Genomic DNA, 17,514 nt, shown 5'->3' on the forward strand with positions numbered 1-17,514 from the left:
AACGATTCAACGGACTGTGCGACGACGCTACGTGCGGCGTGATCACGCGTCAAGAGGGGGTGCCGGAAGCCCAGTTGAGGAGGCCGGGAGGCGGGTGGAACCAGCCACTCCGTGCGACCGGTCCCTTCCCGCCCCCGCGGCTCTCCAGCCGTCGGCCACTCACCGCCAGCCGCCGGCCGGTCAGCGGCCCACCGTCAGCCGTCCACCGTGAACCGGCGCCTCCCCGACCCGACGGAGAACACCGCGCACCCGTCCTCCATCCGTTCGAGGACCGCGCCCGGCGCGCCCTCGCGCGACACGTCCGAGGCGCGCTTCGCCGGTACCCAGACCTCCGCCGTGGTGTTCACCGGAACGGTGACGTCCAGCGTGAAGCGGTCCCCGCCGCTGCCGCCCTCCAGCGACCATCCGGTGGCGACCGTGCCGTAGGGCGTCCGGTGGCGGCCGCTCGCCCGCCGTACCCCGCCGCCGGGGCGCGGCCGTACGACGATCCTGCGGAACCCCGGTCCGCCGGGCGCGATGCCCGCGATGGTCTCGTACATCCAGGAGCCGACCGAGCCGTAGGCGTAGTGATTGAACGAGTTCATGCCGACGTCCTGGAAGCTGCCGTCCGGTTTGATCGAGTCCCAGCGCTCCCACATCGTGGTGGCGCCCTTGTCGATCTGATAGCCCCAGGAGGGGAACGTCCGCTGCCGCAGCAGCCGGTACGCGACGTCCGTATGGCCCGCCGCCGTGAGCGCCGGAAGGAGCCGGGGCGTGCCGAGGAAGCCCGTCGACAGGTGCCAGTCCTTCGCCTCGACGAGCGCCACGAGCCGGTCGGCCGCGGCGCGGCGGAGCGCGGCGGTGGGCAGCAGATCCATCGAGAGCGCCAGGACGTACGCGGTCTGGGTGTCGCCCTTGATCCGCCCGTCACCGCTCACGTAGGCGGTGTTGAACGCCTTCCTGACGCGCTCCAGCAGCTCCTCGTACGGTGCCGCGTTCTCGCCCAGCAGTCGCGCCGTCTCCGCGACCAGGGCGGTGGCGTGTGCGAAGTACGCGGTGCCGACGACGTCCTTGGGCGTCTCGTCCTCGATGTTCAGCCAGTCCCCGTAGCCCTCGGCCGGGCGGAGCAGGCCGTCGCTGTGCTTCTCCAGATAGCCGATCCAGGCGCGCATGGCGTCCCAGTTCTCCTCCAGCACCCGCTCGTCCCCGTAGGCCCGGTGCAGGCTCCAGGGGACGGTCACCCCGGCGTCGCCCCAGCCCGCCACGCCCTTGCCCACGGGTCCGATGTACGGCGCGACGTCCGGGAAGGCACCCGCGTCGTTCCCGTCGTCCGGCTGGCCGTCCCGCAGGTCCTGGAGCCATTTGGTGAGGAAGCGCGCCGAGTCCATGACGTACGCGGCCGTGGGGGCGAAGACGTTGATGTCGCCCGTCCAGCCGAGGCGTTCGTCCCGTGCGGGCGTGTCGGTCGGTACGGAGAGGAAGTTGCCGCGCTGCCCCCAGGTGATGTTGCTGTGCAACTGGTTGAGCATCGGTACGTCCGTCGAGAACTCCATGGTGAACGGCGCGGCCGTATGGAGCACCCGTCCGGTGACCGTGTCCCGTGACGGACGTCCCGGAACGCCGCTCACCTCGACGTACCGGAAGCCGTGGAAGGTGAAGCGGGGCGTGTACGTCTCCGTGCCGTTCCCGCCGTCCCCGCTGCCCCCGCCGCGCAGGGTGTACGTGTCCACGGGCCGTGCCGTGCGCAGGTTGTCGACGTAGAGCGCGCCGTCCTTGTCGAGCACCTCTCCGTGCCGGACGGTGACGCGCTCTCCCTTCCGGCCGCCGGAGATCTTCAGCCGGACCGTACCGACCATGTTCTGGCCGAGGTCGAAAAGGTGGACCCCTGGCCGCACTTCGCGGACCTCGACCGGTTCGAGCTCCTTCATGACGCGGGTCGGCGCGTCCGTCATGGCGACGACCCGCGGCATGTCGCCGGAGGGCGTGTCCACGGGCCGCCAGGAGCCGTCGTCGTACCCGGGGGCGTCCCAGCCGGGCGTCTCGGCGCGTGCGTCGTACTCCTCGCCCATCATCAGGTCGGCGGCCGTCAGCGGGCCCGTGGCCGCCCGCCAGGAGCCGTCGCTGACGACCCGCTCGGTGCGGCCGTCCTCGTACGTGACCTCCAACTGGGCGAGCAGCGCGGGGTGCTCGCCGTAGTGGTGCTGGCCGAACCAGCCGATGTTGCCCGCGTACCATCCGGGCGCCAGGGTGACGGCGAGGGCGTTGGCGCCGCCCCGGACCGCGCGGGTCACGTCGTACGCCTGGTAGGCCACGCGGTGGGCGTAGTCCGTCCAGCCGGGCGTCAGGACGTCCTCGCCGACCCGTTCGCCGTTCAGCCGCGCCTCGTACAGGCCGAGCGCCGTCGCGTACAGCCGGGCGCGTCTCACGGAACCGCCGGGCAGCCGGAACGCGCGACGCAGCTGGACCGGCGTCTGCTGCGCCAGCACCTTGCCCCACGGGTCCTCGCCCCACGCGGCCACCGCGCGTGCCTTCTGCCAGCCGCTGTCGTCGTAGCCGGGGCCGCGCCAGGCGTCGCCGGAGGGCTCGCTGCCGACGCAGCGCCAGCCGTCGTCGGCGGTCGTGAAGCGGGACGTGCCCTGCCCGGTGGTGACCTCCAGGACAGAGAGCAGGCCCGCGGCGCCCTGCTCGGCGTTGGAGGCCGCCACGGCGAGGACGTTGCCGCCCTCGCGCAGGTGCTCCGTGACGTCCAGAAGGACGGGATGGCTCCACGACTTCTGGATGGCCAGCCCCTCGCGTACGGCGACCTCCGCGCCGTTGACGTACGCCGTGAAGCCGTCGTCCGCGGCGAGCACCAGGCGGGCACGGCGCACACCCGCCGCCGCCGTGAAGGATCCCCGGAACCATCGGGTGGCGGGCGGCAGCTGTCCGGGGGAGCCCTCCGGGAACCAGATCCAGGACGCGCCCTCCAGGGCCGGTGGATCGGCCAGCGCGGCGGGCGGTGCGATCCAGTCCGCCTGCCACCCGCCGTCCCCGGCGACGCTCAGCCCGGTCTCCCACCAGGTCGGCTCGCTCCATTCCGACGCGCGCCCTTCGCCGTCCCAGGCACGTACGGACCAGTGGTAGCGCGTACGGGGACGGAGCGCGGGCCCTCCGTACGGGACGAGGACGGAACGGCCGGACTCCTGGCGGCCGCTGTCCCAGACGTCGGGGGAGCCGAGACGGTCCGGCGCGGTCGCGACGCGAATCCGGTACGCCGTCTGCTCGCGGTCGCGACCGTCGGCGCCCAGCACCCAGCTGAGCCGGGGGCGCGCCGTGTCCAGGCCGAGCGGGCGGTCGGCGTACTCGGTGGTGGTGCTCTCGACGCGCAGCCCGGCGGGGGCGGCGGACGCCGTCGTGCCCGGGAGCGAGGTGACCGCCGCGGCGGCAGTGGCGGCGGTGGCTGCTGTGGCCGTCGTGGTGGCGGTGGCGAGTAAGTGGCGTCTGCTGATCACGTGCGCCTCCAGGACCGAAGGTGAACGGTAATTGAAAACGATTCAGTTCATGGGTCCAGGAAAGTAGAGGCGGCGGTTCCGCAGGGTCAAGAGGTAGGGCTCAAAAGCCAGTTACCTGCGGCGGACCCCCTTGACTGACCTCCGACATGTGACTAGCTTCCGGTCAACTATGTTGAAACATTTCATTTCTGAGCCACGGTCAGCCGCGTGACCAGGGGAGGAGCACGATGACCAGGCCCTCAACGGGCGATGGTTCCCCGCCGGTTCTCGCGCTGGAGGGGGTGAGCAAGTCCTTCGGCAGCGTCCGCGCCCTCCAGGGAGTGTCCCTGGAGCTGCACGGCGGCGAGGCGCATGCCCTGGCGGGGGAGAACGGCGCGGGCAAGTCCACCCTGATCAAGACCCTCGCCGGTGTGCATCCGCCGGACGCGGGCACCGTCCTGCTCGACGGCAGACCCGCGGCCTTCCACGGTCCCGCGGACGCGCGGGACGCGGGCATCGCCGTGATCTACCAGGAGCCCACCCTCTTCTCCGACCTCTCCATCGCCGAGAACATCTTCATGGGCCGCCAGCCCCGCCGTACGCTCGGCCGCATCGACCACGCGGCCGTGCACGAGGCGACGGCGAAGCTCATGAGCCGCCTCGGCGTCGACCTCGATCCGTCGCGCCCCGCCCGCGGATTGTCCATCGCCGACCAGCAGATCGTCGAGATCGCCAAGGCGCTCTCCTTCGACGCGCGCGTGCTCATCATGGACGAGCCCACCGCCGCGCTCACCGGCAGCGAGACCGCGCGGCTCTTCTCCGTCGTGGAGGCGCTGCGCGCCGAGGGCGCCGCCGTGCTCTTCATCTCCCACCGGCTCGCCGAGATCTTCGAACTGTGCCAGCGCGTCACGACCCTGCGCGACGGGAAGCTCGTCGCCTCCGAGACGCTGGACGGGCTCACCGAGGACGACCTCGTGCGCCGGATGGTCGGCCGTGACCTGGGCGAGCTGTACCCCAAGCAGGAGGCGCACACCGGGGAGAAGGCGCTCACCGTGCGCCGCCTGACCCGCGAGGGCGTCTTCCGCGACGTGTCGTTCGAGGTGCGCAGGGGCGAGATCGTCGCCCTGGCCGGACTCGTCGGCGCCGGGCGCAGCGAGGTCGTCCAGGCCGTCTTCGGCGTCGACCGCGCCGACGCGGGCGAGGTCGAGGTCGACGGGAAGCCGCTGCGCCGGGGTTCGCCCACGGCCGCGATGGACGCCGGGCTCGCGCTCGTACCCGAGGACCGGCGGCAGCGCGGGCTCGTCATGGAGGCGTCCATCGAGCGCAACATCGGCCTCACCGGGCTCGGGAAGCTCGGCAGCGGCGGCATGGTGCGGCGCACCCTGGAGCGCGCCCGCGCCTCCGACTGGGCCGTGAAGCTCCAGCTCAAGTACGACCGTCTCTCCGACACCGTCGGCGTCCTCTCAGGAGGCAATCAGCAGAAGGTCGTCCTCGCCAAATGGCTGGCCACCGAGCCCGCCGTGCTCATCGTCGACGAGCCCACCCGCGGCATCGACGTCGGCACCAAGGCCGAGGTGCACCGCCTGCTGTCCTCCCTGGCCGCCGAAGGGCTCGCGGTGCTGATGGTCTCCTCCGACCTGCCCGAGGTCCTCGGCATGGCCGACCGCGTGCTCGTCATGCACGAGGGACGCCTCGTCGCCGAGATACCCCGGGACGAGGCCACCGAGGAGAGCGTCATGGCCGCCGCCACCGGACGGGCACGGGCGGCAGGTGAGGCCGCGTGAGCGCCACCCTCGAACCCCTGGACCACCGGCCGGACGAGGACAGGGCCGAGAAGAAGCGCGGCGGACGTTCGCTCGCCGAAACCGTCTCCCGGGTGCGCGAGTTCAGCATCGGCGGCGCGCTCGTCCTGCTGATCCTCGCGACCTGGCTGACCAACCCGTCCTTCCTCGACGACCAGGGCATCAAGGACCTGCTGCTCAACTCGTCCATCCTGGTGCTGCTCGCGACCGGACAGTCTGTCGTCGTCCTCACCCGAAACATCGATCTGTCGGTCGGTTCGATCGTCGGCCTCACCGCCTTCGCCTGCGGCAGCTTCGCCTCCGGGACGGACCACAGCGCGTTCACCGTCGTCCTGCTCGGCGTCGCGCTCGGCACCGGCTGCGGCCTGGTCAGCGGCGCCCTCGTCAGCTTCGGCAGGGTGCCCGCGCTCGTGGTGACCCTCGGCATGCTCTACGTCATCCAGGGCATCGACCACGCCTGGGCGCACGGCGACCAGATCAACGCCAGCAACGTTCCCGACGGGGTCCTCGACCTCGGCAGCGGCGCGATCCTGGGCATCCCGTACCTGCCGATCCTCTCGGCCCTGGTGCTCGCCGGGACCGCGTACTTCCTGCGGACGTACCGCAGCGGCCGTGAGCTGTACGCCATCGGGTCCAACCCCGAGGCCGCGCGCCTCGCGGGCATCCCGCTGCGCCGCAGGGTGCTCGCCGCGTACGCCTTCTCGGGCGCCGTCGCGGGCCTCGCCGGGGCGCTCTGGCTCGCCCGCTTCGGCACGGTGGTCGCCGACGCGGCCAACGGCTGGGAGCTGACCGTCGTCAGCGCCGTCGTCGTCGGCGGCATCGCGATCACCGGCGGCGTCGGCACCGTGTGGGGCGCCGCGCTCGGCGCGCTGCTGCTCACGACGATGGGCAGCGCCCTCGTCGTCCTCAAGGTCAACCCCTTCTGGGAGCAGGCCATCACGGGCGCGCTGCTGCTCGTCGCCATCAGTACCGACCGCGTCGTGCGCAGCCGCACCACCCAGGCGCTCAGAAAGAGGAGAAGAGAGTGACCGCACCAGCCACCCCCGAACTCAAGGAGGAGCGGCCCGGCTTCGGCCGGTTCCTGCGCTGGGACACGGTGGTCGGCGTGCTCCTCGTCGCCGCCTTCCTCGCCGGTACGGGCACGACCGAGGGCTTCTCCGACTCGGTCAACCTCTCGTCGGCGCTCAACGACACCGCCGAGATCGCCCTGCTCGCCCTCCCGATGACGCTCCTCGTCGTCGCGGGACAGGTCGACCTGTCCGTCGCCTCCATGCTCGGCCTCTCCAGCGCCCTGGCGGGCTCCCTGTGGGACGCGGGCTGGACGTTCGAGATGCTCCTGCCCGTCTGCCTGGTCGTCGGCGTCCTCGGCGGCCTGCTGAACGGCTGGCTCGTCACCCGCGTCGGGCTCCCCTCCCTCGCCGTCACCATCGGCACGCTCACCCTCTACAGAGGGCTCGCCTCCGTCGTCCTCGGCGACAAGGCCGTCGCCGACTTCCCCGAGACCTACGCGCAGTGGGCGGGCAACACCGAGACGGTGCCGGGCACCTTCGTGCCGTACCCGATCGCGCTGTTCGCCGTCCTGGCCGTGGCCGTGGCGGTCGTCCTGCACTGCACGGGCTTCGGACGGTCCCTCTTCGCGATCGGCGCGCAGGAGGACGCGGCGTACTTCGCGGGCGTACGGGTCAAGCGGATCAAGCTGATCCTCTTCGCCTTCAGCGGCTTCATGGCGTCGTTCGCCGGGATCGTCTACACCCTGCGCTACGGCAGTGCCCGCGCCGACAACGGGCTCGGGCTCGAACTGACCGTCGTCGCCTCGGTGCTGCTCGGCGGCGTCGACTTCGACGGCGGCAAGGGGACGCTGGGCGGCGCCGTCGCGGGCGTCCTGCTCATCGGCGTCCTGAACAACCTGCTCACCCTCAAGGACGTGTCCCACGAGATCCAGGTCATCGTCACCGGGGTGCTGCTCATCGTCTCCGTGCTCACCCCCCGGGTGATCGCCCTGGTCACGGCCCGCAGACAACGGCGGCCGGCCACGTCCTGACGGATTCCGCGCACACGTGCACCACCCCTCCGTATCCGTCTGTCCCATCCCCCTGTCCACCCTCGAAAGGCAATTCCATGCGAGCGCACCACCGTTCCCGTCTCCTCGCCGCCACAGCCGCGGTCTGCGCGCTGTCCGTCGCACTGGCGGGCTGCTCGGGGACGACCAAGAAGGACTCGAAGGACGATGCCAAGGAGAAGGCCCAGAACGCCAAGGCCGATCCCGACGCGCCTCTTAAGAAGGGGCTCAAGATCGCCTTCCTGCCCAAGCAGATCAACAACCCCTACTTCACGGTCGTCGACAAGGCCGGCATCAAGGGCATCAAGGAGTTCGGCGGCAAGGGCAAGGAGGTCGGCCCCTCGGACCCCAAGGCGTCCTCCCAGGTCAGCTACATCAACACGCTGACCCAGCAGCGCCAGAACGCGATCCTCCTGGCCGCCAACGACCCCAACGCCGTCTGCGGGCCCCTCAAGCAGGCCATGAAGCAGGACGTCAAGGTCGTCTCGTTCGACTCCGACGCGGGCAAGGACTGCCGCCACGTCTTCGTCAACCAGGCGGGCTCCGACCGGCTCGCGCGCCAGATGGTCCAGGACCTCTCCCGGCAGATCGACGACAAGGGCGAGATCGCGATCCTCTCGGCGACACAGAACGCGACGAACCAGAACACCTGGATCAAGATCATGAAGGACGAGCTGAAGAAGCCGCGCTACAAGGACGTGAAGCTCGTCAAGACCGCCTACGGCGACGACGACGACCAGAAGTCGTTCCAGGAGACCCAGGGTCTGCTCAAGGCGTACCCGAAGCTCAAGGGCATCATCTCGCCCACGACCGTCGGCGGTGCCGCGGCGGCCCGCTATGTCAGTGGCTCCAAGTACAAAGGAAAGGTCGTCCTCGGCGGCCTGGGCACGCCCAACCAGATGCGCAAGTTCGTCAAGGACGGAACGGTGAAGGAGTTCCTGCTCTGGGACGCCGAGCACCTCGGCTATCTTGCGTCCTACGCGGGCGCCGCGCTGGCCTCGGGGCAGATCACCGGAAAGCAGGGTGAATCGTTCAAGGCGGGCAAGCTCGGGAAGTACAAGGTCGGCAAGGACGGCGAGGTCGTCCTCGGCCCGCCCACGGTCTTCACCAAGAAGAACATCGACAAGTACGACTTCTGAGAACCGCTGGTCGAGCGGCGGAAGCGGAAGGGGCGGGGCGTGAGCCGTACGAGCCGGGCGGGCGGAACGGTGGGCATCAAGGAGGTCGCCCGCGCGGCCGGCGTCTCGGTCGGCACGGTCTCCAACGCCATCAACCGCCCCGAGATGGTCGCCGAGGAGACCCGCGTCCGCGTCCTCGCCGCCATCGACCAGCTCGGCTACGTGCGCAGCGAGTCCGCGCGCCATCTGCGCGCGGGCCGCAGCCGCATCATCGCCCTGCTCGTGATGGACATGGCCAACCCGTTCTTCGTGGACGTGGCCTCCGGCGCGGAACGTGCCGCGCGGGAGGCCGGGCTGGGCGTGATGCTCTGCAACAGCGCGCAGAGCGTGGCGGAGGAGGCGGAGTATCTGTCCCTCTTCGCCGAGCAGCGCGTGCGCGGCGTGCTGGTCACGCCCGCCGACACGACGGGCCGCAACCTCGCGGCGTTCGAACGGCACGGCATCCCGTTCGTCTCCGTCGACCGGGTCGTGCCCAGCGCCCAGGGCTGCTCCGTCTCCGTCGACGACTACGAGGGCGCGGGCCTCGCCGTCCGCCATCTCCTCGACAGGGGGCACCGCGACCTCGCGTACGTCAGCGGACCGATGCAGCTCAGCCAGTGCCAGGACCGGTACGACGGCGCGACGGCCCTGCTCCGTGCCTCGGGCACGGACGCGCGGCTGCGGCACGTCGAGGCCGAACGGATGGACGTGGCGGCCGGGCGCGACGCGGGCGCCCGGCTGCTGGGCATGTCGCCCCGCCCCACGGCCGTCTTCTGCGCCAACGACCTGATGGCCCTCGGCGTCCTCCAGTCGCTCTACGGCGCGGGGATCCGGGTCCCGGAGGAGGTCGCCCTCGTCGGCTACGACGACATCGAGTTCGCGGCGGCGGCGGCGGTGCCCCTCACGTCCGTACGGCAGCCCGCGTTCCGCATGGGACGCGCCGCGGCCGACCTGCTCATCGAGGAGACGGGCGACGAGGCGGCGGCCCACGTCCACCAGCGGATCGTCCTCCAGCCGGAGTTGGTGGTCAGGGCATCGAGCATGACGGGCCGGAGCTGACCGCCGGACGGCGGAACGACGGGACCGTCAGCCGTGCCAGGCCCCGGACGCCGCGGTCCGCAGCACGTACTCCTCGAAGGTCCGGGGCGGGCGTCCCAGCACGTTCGCGACGCCGTCCTCCGTCCCGGCCGTCACCCCGCGCTCCATCAGCACGAACATGTCGGCGACGTGCCGGGCTTCCTCCTTGTCCCAGCCCGACTCGACCAGCGCGGCCGTGTACTCGGCGGGGGAGACCTGCCTGTAGGTGATGTCCCGGCCGCTCGCCAGCGACATCAGCTCGACGGCCTCGGCGAAGGTCAGCGCGCGCGGTCCGGTCAGCTCGTGGATCCGCCCGGCGTGCGGGCCGGGATCGGCGAGCACCGCGGCCGCGACGTCGGCGACGTCCTCGATGTCGATGAACGGCTCGGGGACCGTGCCCGCCGGAAGTGCCAGCTCACCGGCGACCAGCGGGGCGTGGAAGAGGTCCTCGTCGAAGTTCTGGTCGAAGTTCGACGGGCGCAGAACGGTCCACCCCAGCGCCGAGTTTCGCACGGCGTCCTCGGCCGAGCGCATGTCCAGGCCGAAGTCGGAGTCGCCCCAGGTGTCGGACCCGTGACCGGACAGCAGGACCAGGTGGCGTACTCCGGCGGCCTCGGCCCGGGACACGAACTCGTGCACGGGGCCGGGCACGGTCGGCGGGACCACGTAGACGGCGGAGACCCCGCGCAGGGCCGCGTCCCAGCCGCCGGGGTCGGACCAGTCGAACCGGGTCGCGCTGGAACGGGAGGCCGCGCGCACGGGTGTGCCCCGCAGCCGCAGGCGGGCGGCGACCCGTCGGCCGGTCTTGCCGGTGGCGCCGAGGACGAGGGTGGTGTCGTTGCTCATGGCTGTATTCAACGGCGCGTTGCTGGACGTATCCATATGCGAGAAGCCGGGATGCCTTTGTCATCGTCCGGCTTCCTCTAGCCTTACGGGTGTGGACGCGTTCGGTGATCTTCTGCGTGGAGTACGGGCCCAGGGCTCGCTGTTCGGCAGCTCGACCCTGACCCCGCCCTGGGCGCTGCGCTTCGTGGACGGCGCGCCGCTGACGCTGTGCACGGTCCTCTCGGGCGCGGGCTGGATCGTGCCGGAGGGCCGTCCGCCCGAACAACTCCGTGCGGGCGAGACGGTCATAGTGCGGGGCCCCGCGCCGTTCACCTTCGTCGACGAGATCGGCACCAGCGCCGAGCCCGTCGCCTGCGGTGAGCACTGCGCGACGCCCGAGCAGGGCGGGACCCGGCACCGGCGCGGCTGGAACGACCGCGGTGGGGCCGAGGCAGGGGACGGTGCCGAGGCCGACGGCGCGACGACGCTGATCGTCGGCGCCTACCCGGTGCGCGGCGAGATCAGCCGCAGGCTCCTGGACGCGCTGCCCGTCGTGCTCAGGGCGTGCACCGACGACGGACCCGACCCCATCTGGGACCACCTCGTCGCCGAGGTCGCCGCCGACACCCCCGGACAACAGGTGGTCCTCGACCGGCTGCTGGACTGGATGCTCGTGTGCGTGCTGCGCGAGTTCTTCGACCGGCCGGGCGGCGAACCGCCCGCCTGGTACACGGCCCAGCGGGACCCGGTGGTCGGCGACGCGCTGCGGCTGCTGCACACCGAACCGGCCGCGCCGTGGACGGTCTCCACGCTGGCCGACCGGGCCGGGGTGTCGCGGTCCACGCTGGCGAAGCGGTTCGCCGAACTGGTCGGCGAGCCGCCGCTGACCTATCTCGCCCGCTGGCGCATGACGCTCGCCGCGGATCTGCTGGCCGAACAGGAGGCCGCGACCGTCGCCGAGGTCGCCCGCACCGTGGGCTACACCGACGCCTTCGCGTTCAGCGCGGCCTTCAAACGGATCCGCGGCGTCAGCCCCTCCGGCTTCCGGCGCGGCGCCTGACCGGCTGACGGGCCGGGAGACCGGAAGGCTCAGACGGCGACGGGCTCCAGGTCCCCCTGCGGCCGCGCGGTGGCGGTGCCCGTGCCTGTGTCCGTACCCGTACCCGTGCCCGTGCCGCCGGGGAGCAGCAGCTTCCGTATGTCCCGTACGGCCGCACGTCCCGCCCGGTTGGCGCCGATCGTGCTGGCCGAAGGCCCGTACCCCACCAGATGGACGCGCGGGTCCTTGACCGCCCGTGTGCCCTCCACCTGGATGCCGCCGCCCGGCTCGCGCAGCCGGAGCGGCGCGAGGTGGTCGATGGCGGGCCGGAATCCGGTGGCCCACAGGATCGTGTCCGCCGGGGTGCTGCTCCCGTCGGCCCACTCGACGCCGTCCGGCAGGATCCGTGCGAACATCGGGTGCCGCTCCAGCACCCCGTTCTCCCGGGCCCGGCGCATCGCCTCCGTCATGGGCAGCCCGGTCACGGAGACCACGCTGCGCGGCGGCAGCCCGGCCCGTACGCGCTCCTCGACCATCGCGACGGCCGCCCGCCCCTGGTCCTCGTCGAACGGGCCCTCCCGAAAGACGGGCGGGCGCCGCGTCACCCAGGTCGTGTCCGCCGCTACCTCGGCGATCTCCAGCAGATGCTGCACGGCCGAGGTGCCGCCGCCGACCACGACCACACGCTTCCCGACGAAGGCGTCGTCCTGCGGACCCGGGTAGCGGGCCGTGTGCAGCTGCCGCCCCCGGAAGCTCTCCTGCCCGGCGAAACGCGGCCAGAACGGCCGGTCCCAGGTCCCCGTCGCGTTGATCACTGCCCGCGCCGCCCAGACGCCGTCCGAGGCGACCACGAGCAGCCGCCCCTCGTCCCCGTCGGCTCCTTCCTGCCCCTCCCGGACCTCGATCACGTCCACGGGGCGCCGTACGGGAAGGCCGAAGGCGTGCTCGTACTCGGCGAAATACTCCCCGATCACCGCGGACGATGCCCGCTCCGGATCGGCCCCGGTCAGCTCCATCCCGGGCAGCGCGTGCATGCCGTGCACCTTGCCGTACGTGAGGGTCGGCCAGCGGTGCTGCCAGGCACCGCCGGGACGCGGTGAGTGATCGAGCACGACGAAGTCCCGCCACGGCACGAACCCCGTACGCCGCAGGTGGTACGCGCTGGAGAGCCCGGCCTGCCCGGCCCCGATGACCACGACCTCCACATAGTTCATGCTTCTACGAACCACGCGGCGGCCCGGAAGCTTCCCGGGGAGGACACCGGAGGAGGACACCGGAAGAGGACGCCGGAGAAGGACACCGGAGAGGATGGAGTCATGACCGACGCATTCCAGACCCACGTCCTCCACGTCACGACCGGCTCGTCGGAGACGGTCGCGGACCTCACCCGTGACTGCGAGGAGTTCCTCGGCAGGGCGGCGGGCGGCCGCGACGGCCTGCTCAACATCTTCGTGCCCCACGCGACGGCCGGTGTCGCGATCCTGGAGACGGGCGCGGGCAGCGACGACGACCTCCTCGCGGCCCTCCGCGACCTGCTCCCCGCCGACGACCGCTGGCGCCACCGCCACGGCACCCCGGGCCACGGCCGCGACCACGTCCTCCCCGCCCTCGTCCCACCCCACGCGACGCTCCCCGTCCTCGCAGGTCACCTGGAACTCGGCACCTGGCAGTCGATCTGCCTGGTCGATACCAATATCGACAATCCAAACCGTAAAGTCAGGTTGAGCTTCTTCGGGCAGTGATTCGCTTCGGCGGCACTGTAGAGGGGAAGTCCGGCCGCGCCAGCCGGGTGGTGCGCACAGTCGACCGTCTGTCTGGAGGCTAGTGAGCTTTTCTCTATCTGTGGGCAGGGGATGTCTGTTCTGCGTCGCTCACCTGTTTCTGGTGACCTCGCACGTTGAGTGCGTGGCGATTCTAGAGCCTGCCGCGAAGGCCGTCTGGCCTGCGGTTTTATTGATGTGCCCTATGCGTGGTGCGGGAGTTATGGGCGTTCCCCACGGGGGCAACTGATCTGTATTGCGGACTGCCTGAGCTATTAGCGGTGACCGAGGCGAGGGTGGATCGTGGCGTGCTTCATGAGTTTTCGACGCGCGTATCGCAGTGACGTCTCGGATGCCCACGAACGTTGACCGAGCCTATGTGCGCGATCTGTCGAGCCGCCGGGACTGGCCTGGGAGCGAGAGGCCTGTTCGACGAGCCCGCAGTCTCGCATCCCAGCGTAACGAAGGCCTGGGCCGACAGTGGCACCAGCGCAGCGTCTTCCAGTACGGAGTCGCCCGAGGATTCGACGTCGAGGTCGTGAAACGACCCGTCACCAAAGGGCGGGGTGCATTCCTGTCTGTGCTAGCCAGCCCAGGGACCCCAAGGGGGATGCCGGTTAGGGCGCTCAGAGGGCAATCGCCGTGCAGTCCTCACCGCCGACGTCACAGCCCTGTTCTCGGAGGGCTCCACACGATTCGCGCTCCAGGTGAGCTCGACGAGCAGGTTTTCGGCGCGCAGCGCACGCCTGACTCGGCGAGCGTCGATGGACCGTTGGCGCGGGGTGCCGTTACGCCGCAGTGGTTCGAGCGATCGCGGCTGCCGTCGGCACAGGAACGACTTCGATACTTACCCCGCGTGTGGTGAGCTCCCTTGCTGCCTGGTGGAGCGTGATTTGGGAGAAGGCGAAAAGCGAGTCGGGCGTGAAGGTGGCTCCGGACTTGTGACGGACCGCAAGGACCAGCCGACGAGGTGTGAAGTCCTCGGCCAGCCTGATTTTCCCGTCGCTGTCCCGTGCGACCCGGCGGACGAACTGGCGGCGCGCCTCGGGTGAGTTGACGAGGAGTTCGACGGCGACCTGTGCTTGCCCGAGGAGGTGACTGAAGGAGCCGGAGGAGCCGGACTGCTTGACCAGGACAAGGGTACCGTCCGGAGTCAGCAGGTCGCAGATTTCGACCCGGTCGGTGCGCTTGAGGGGGTTATTGATGAACTCGCCGTCGAGAAACAGCCATTCGGGCCGGGCCTTTGAGACCGCTCGGTTGTAGGCGCGTTCGTTCGCGCCTTCGGGCCAGTGCGGCAGACCGTACACGGCGGGGTCGGTGAACAACTGTCGCAGGTTGTCTCGGACGGAGTCGATGTAGCCGGCGCCGAGTTCGTACCAGTCGCCGTCCAGAAGGCAGTACGTCCGTGGACCGAGGGAGACATCGGCCTGGATCCAGTCCAGGGCGTGGGTGGTTGCCAGCGGGACGGAGGATCTGGTCGACGGGTCGCGGTGGAGGGTCACCGTGCCGTCGCGCAGGGCGGCGATACGGGTGCCGGGGCGGTGGATCCTGGCCCGGGTGAGGACGTACTCCAGGTCGAAGTCGTCGCAGAGGTAGGCCTCGGTGCTGCCGATGCAGGTCCGGTATGCGGTGGCCTCGGCGTACGTCTCGTGCAGGTCGAGGGGCACGGAGAACGAGATCCGCCCGTCGGCGGGGGCGCCGAGCAGGCGGTCGAGGGCGGCTTCGAGCGCGTCGCGTGTGACGGTGTCGCTGACCGGGACGATGTGGTCGACGAATTTCAGCTCGGGGTGTGGAATGTCGTCCTGGCAGGCCCGGGTGATCGTGCGCAGGTCCTCGACCAGGTCGGCCGGCTCGATGCCGAGCGGGAGCCGCAGGCCGACACCGCCTTGGGCGGTGCAGGCCCGGCCGTTGGCGTGGCGGCTTCGGGTGAGTGGGACGTCGTCGAGGTGGCCGCCGAGGTGGCGGACCACCCTTGCCTGGTCGCGAATGCCGAGTGCCGGGACGGAGGTGCCGGCGGCTACCAGGGAGATGTCGGTGCGCGGCCGCCCGAGCGCCTTGGTGACAGCGCCGCTGATGTGCCGGGGGTCGATCATGCGGATGGCGAAGCAGAGGCCGAACCGCTTGTCCTTGAGGACATCGGGAACCAGGCGGTAGCCGTTGCCGCAGGTCACGGCGTAGACGTGGCCGTCGACGGCGAGGAGCAGCAGGGCTCCGGTGCGGCGGACGGGTTCGAAGACCGTGATTCCGGTGGTACGGGCGTTGGGGGCGCACCAGGTGTCGGCGGCCTCCTGCTTGCCGTAGGTGAGGTAGATCGCGGGCACGCCGAGGACCGCGGGGTGGTGCAGTTCGGCTCCCAGCCGGTCTAGCTGTTCGTGGTCGAGGGCCTCGAACATCGCCTCGGGGGTCGGGGAGACGGTGGGGAGTCGATAGACGGTGCGGACTGCGGTGTGGGTGGCCATGGGAAGTTCTCCGAGCGTCTGCGGGGGTGGTGCAAGAAGGCTGACGAAGCCTCACCTGTATACGCAGAACAATGACAGCGGTCTGTGTACGTTGTCAACGTGACTCTGATGTTCCCGTGGTCGTGCCGCTGCGTGTACGGTGGTCGCATGTCGGACCAAGCTGCCCCCGCCGCCGGCCCCCTCGTCACCGGATCAGAGATCGCGAGGCTGGCCGGCGTCACCCGCGCCGCCGTGTCCAACTGGCGCCGCCGTTACGAGGACTTCCCCGCGCCCTCGGGAGGTGGGGCGAGCAGCCCCTTGTTCGCGCTGACCGAAGTCCAGGCGTGGCTGGAGAAGCAGCGGAAAGGGAAGGAGGTCTCGGCCGAGGTCCAGGTCTGGCAGGAGCTGCGGGCCGCCTACGGAGAGGACATGATCGCCGGACTCGCAGATGTGGCCGCGCTGCTCTCCGAAGCGCACGGTCGACGGCTGCCGGGGTTGCGCCTGCCGCGAGAAGCCGTGGCGCGCGTCCGTTCACTCGCCGAAACCGAGCGGCCCGTTGACGTCGTGAACGCACTGACCGAACGGTTCGCCGACGCCGTACGGCGCGCCGGGTCGGATCAGGTGACGTCCCCCCGCCTGGCCCTCGCCGTACGACACTTCGCGCCGCCGCTGCCTCCCGGGGCGACGGTCTTCGATCCTGCCTGCGGCATCGGTCTGTTGCTCTTCTCCGTCGCCGGGCAGACCGGGGCGCTCTGCCGCGGGCAGGAGGCCGATGCCGACTCCGCGCGGCTCGCCAGGCTCCGTGCCGCCCTGTCCTCGATGCCCGACACCCGGATCGAGACGGGCGACTCGCTCCGCGACGACCGATGGCCCGACCTCCGGGCCGAACTCGTGGTCTGTGATCCTCCGGTGGGGGTCACCGGATGGGGCCGCGAGGAACTCCTTCTCGATCCACGCTGGGAACTCGGCACCCCGTCCAAGGCGGAGGGCGAACTCGCCTGGTTGCAGCACGCCTACGCTCATACCGCGCCGGGCGGGCACGTTGTGATCGTGCTGCCCGCCTCGGTCGCCTACCGCAAGGCTGGGCGAAGGATCAGGGCCGAGCTGGTCCGTAGGGGCATCCTCAACCAGGTTGTCGCCCTGCCGCCGGGCACGGCCTCCTCGCACGCCCTCCCCGTTCACCTCTGGACTCTGCACCGTCCCGGGCCGGCCGACATCCCCCCGACCACGGTGCGGATGGTGGACCTCACCGCCAACGACCCCGACGGCAGCCTCACCCCCCGCCCAGAGCAGATCGTGGACGTCCCTTCGATCAGTCTCCTCGACGACATGGTCGACCTCACCCCGGGCAGCCACCTCCAGGCCGTGCACCGCGACTACTCCGGCGAGTTCACGGCCCTCCGTGGCGATCTGGAGGAGCAGCTGCATCGGCTGGCCGCACTGCTGCCTCAGCTACGGCCCGGTACGGGGGCAGGCTCCCTCGACGGTGCCACGGCGGGCGTCGCCGAACTCCTCCGGGAAGGCCTCGTGACCTGCGAAGGCCCGGAGCCGGTCTCAGCCAGCGACCAGCTCGACAACGATTACCTCCAGGGTTTCCTGCGCAGCCCGGCCAACATCCGCCGTGCCACCAGTGCCTCCGGCACCTACCGGCTGGAGGCCAAGGGCGCCAGGATCCCGCAACTGGCCATCGAGGAACAGCGCCGCTACGGTGCGGCCTTCCGGGAGCTCACCGAATTCGAGGCGACGATGCGGGCCGTGTCCGAGCTCAGTCGCCGGCTCGCCGAGCTGGCCCGCGACGGACTCGCCACCGGCGCTCTGGCCCCGGAGGACTGAGGACATCCGGCGGGGCGGCTCTGGGAGGCGGAGCCGCCGCAGTGCCGGGGCCCGTCTCCCAGAGCCGCCCTGCAG

12 protein-coding genes are annotated in these 17,514 nt (G+C 70.9%); 8 read left to right on the plus strand and 4 right to left on the minus strand.

Annotated features, from left to right (window positions below):
- Positions 1-194: 194 nt before the first annotated feature.
- The gene (locus ACGF3A_RS15680) at positions 195-3,470 is read right to left on the minus strand and encodes a family 78 glycoside hydrolase catalytic domain (protein ID WP_393729915.1); all 3,276 of its coding nucleotides are present in this window, start codon (positions 3,468-3,470) and stop codon (positions 195-197) included.
- A gap of 227 nt (positions 3,471-3,697) precedes the next feature.
- Here ACGF3A_RS15680 and ACGF3A_RS15685 point away from each other — a divergent pair, with 227 nt between their 5' ends.
- The 5 genes from ACGF3A_RS15685 to ACGF3A_RS15705 all read left to right on the plus strand — a co-directional run bounded on the left by ACGF3A_RS15685 (position 3,698) and on the right by ACGF3A_RS15705 (position 9,526).
- Positions 3,698-5,233 (plus strand): sugar ABC transporter ATP-binding protein, encoded by a 1,536-nt coding sequence (locus ACGF3A_RS15685; RefSeq protein WP_393729917.1) that lies wholly within the window; start codon positions 3,698-3,700, stop codon positions 5,231-5,233.
- Positions 5,230-6,279 carry an ABC transporter permease gene (locus tag ACGF3A_RS15690; protein WP_393729919.1) on the plus strand — a complete coding sequence of 350 codons (1,050 nt, stop codon included), beginning with the start codon at positions 5,230-5,232 and terminating at the stop codon, positions 6,277-6,279. The genes ACGF3A_RS15685 and ACGF3A_RS15690 overlap by 4 nt, the downstream gene beginning before the upstream one ends.
- Positions 6,276-7,292, plus strand: a complete 1,017-nt coding sequence (locus ACGF3A_RS15695; protein WP_393729921.1) for an ABC transporter permease — start codon at positions 6,276-6,278, stop codon at positions 7,290-7,292. The genes ACGF3A_RS15690 and ACGF3A_RS15695 overlap by 4 nt, the downstream gene beginning before the upstream one ends.
- A gap of 77 nt (positions 7,293-7,369) precedes the next feature.
- Positions 7,370-8,449 carry a rhamnose ABC transporter substrate-binding protein gene (gene rhaS / locus ACGF3A_RS15700; RefSeq protein ID WP_393729923.1) on the plus strand — a complete coding sequence of 360 codons (1,080 nt, stop codon included), beginning with the start codon at positions 7,370-7,372 and terminating at the stop codon, positions 8,447-8,449.
- A 39-nt stretch (positions 8,450-8,488) separates the two neighbouring features.
- Positions 8,489-9,526, plus strand: a complete 1,038-nt coding sequence (locus ACGF3A_RS15705) for a LacI family DNA-binding transcriptional regulator (protein ID WP_393729925.1) — start codon at positions 8,489-8,491, stop codon at positions 9,524-9,526.
- Between the two features lie 27 nt (positions 9,527-9,553).
- On the opposite strand, the gene ACGF3A_RS15710 is transcribed toward ACGF3A_RS15705, so the two are convergent.
- Entirely contained in the window at positions 9,554-10,390 is an 837-nt protein-coding gene (locus tag ACGF3A_RS15710) for an NAD(P)H-binding protein (RefSeq protein WP_393729927.1), read from the minus strand.
- 91 nt (positions 10,391-10,481) lie between these two features.
- Here ACGF3A_RS15710 and ACGF3A_RS15715 point away from each other — a divergent pair, with 91 nt between their 5' ends.
- Positions 10,482-11,429 carry an AraC family transcriptional regulator gene (locus tag ACGF3A_RS15715; RefSeq protein ID WP_393729929.1) on the plus strand — a complete coding sequence of 316 codons (948 nt, stop codon included), beginning with the start codon at positions 10,482-10,484 and terminating at the stop codon, positions 11,427-11,429.
- Between the two features lie 29 nt (positions 11,430-11,458).
- Here the strand turns inward: ACGF3A_RS15715 and ACGF3A_RS15720 are convergent, their stop codons facing one another.
- Entirely contained in the window at positions 11,459-12,622 is a 1,164-nt protein-coding gene (locus ACGF3A_RS15720) for an NAD(P)-binding domain-containing protein (protein WP_393729931.1), read from the minus strand.
- Positions 12,623-12,724: 102 nt separating this feature from the next.
- Here ACGF3A_RS15720 and ACGF3A_RS15725 point away from each other — a divergent pair, with 102 nt between their 5' ends.
- Positions 12,725-13,150 (plus strand): YjbQ family protein, encoded by a 426-nt coding sequence (locus ACGF3A_RS15725; RefSeq protein ID WP_393729933.1) that lies wholly within the window; start codon positions 12,725-12,727, stop codon positions 13,148-13,150.
- 806 nt (positions 13,151-13,956) lie between these two features.
- Here ACGF3A_RS15725 and ACGF3A_RS15730 read toward each other — a convergent pair.
- Positions 13,957-15,627 (minus strand): TIGR04141 family sporadically distributed protein, encoded by a 1,671-nt coding sequence (locus tag ACGF3A_RS15730; protein ID WP_393729934.1) that lies wholly within the window; start codon positions 15,625-15,627, stop codon positions 13,957-13,959.
- Between the two features lie 147 nt (positions 15,628-15,774).
- Between ACGF3A_RS15730 and ACGF3A_RS15735 the strand changes: the two genes are divergently transcribed.
- Entirely contained in the window at positions 15,775-17,439 is a 1,665-nt protein-coding gene (locus ACGF3A_RS15735) for an N-6 DNA methylase (protein WP_393729936.1), read from the plus strand.
- Positions 17,440-17,514 lie beyond the last annotated feature (75 nt).

The sequence above is a fragment of the Streptomyces sp. NPDC048172 genome, from assembly GCF_043202595.1.
Lineage (GTDB): Bacteria > Actinomycetota > Actinomycetes > Streptomycetales > Streptomycetaceae > Streptomyces.

Coding starts and splice junctions, on each gene's coding strand:
- ACGF3A_RS15685 (WP_393729917.1), top strand. CDS start 3,698: ATGACCAGGCCCTCAACGGGCGATGGTTCCCCGCCGGTTCTCGCGCTG.
- rhaS (WP_393729923.1), top strand. CDS start 7,370: ATGCGAGCGCACCACCGTTCCCGTCTCCTCGCCGCCACAGCCGCGGTC.
- ACGF3A_RS15710 (WP_393729927.1), bottom strand. CDS start 10,390: ATGAGCAACGACACCACCCTCGTCCTCGGCGCCACCGGCAAGACCGGC.
- ACGF3A_RS15720 (WP_393729931.1), bottom strand. CDS start 12,622: ATGAACTATGTGGAGGTCGTGGTCATCGGGGCCGGGCAGGCCGGGCTC.
- ACGF3A_RS15725 (WP_393729933.1), top strand. CDS start 12,725: ATGACCGACGCATTCCAGACCCACGTCCTCCACGTCACGACCGGCTCG.
- ACGF3A_RS15730 (WP_393729934.1), bottom strand. CDS start 15,627: ATGGCCACCCACACCGCAGTCCGCACCGTCTATCGACTCCCCACCGTC.
- ACGF3A_RS15735 (WP_393729936.1), top strand. CDS start 15,775: ATGTCGGACCAAGCTGCCCCCGCCGCCGGCCCCCTCGTCACCGGATCA.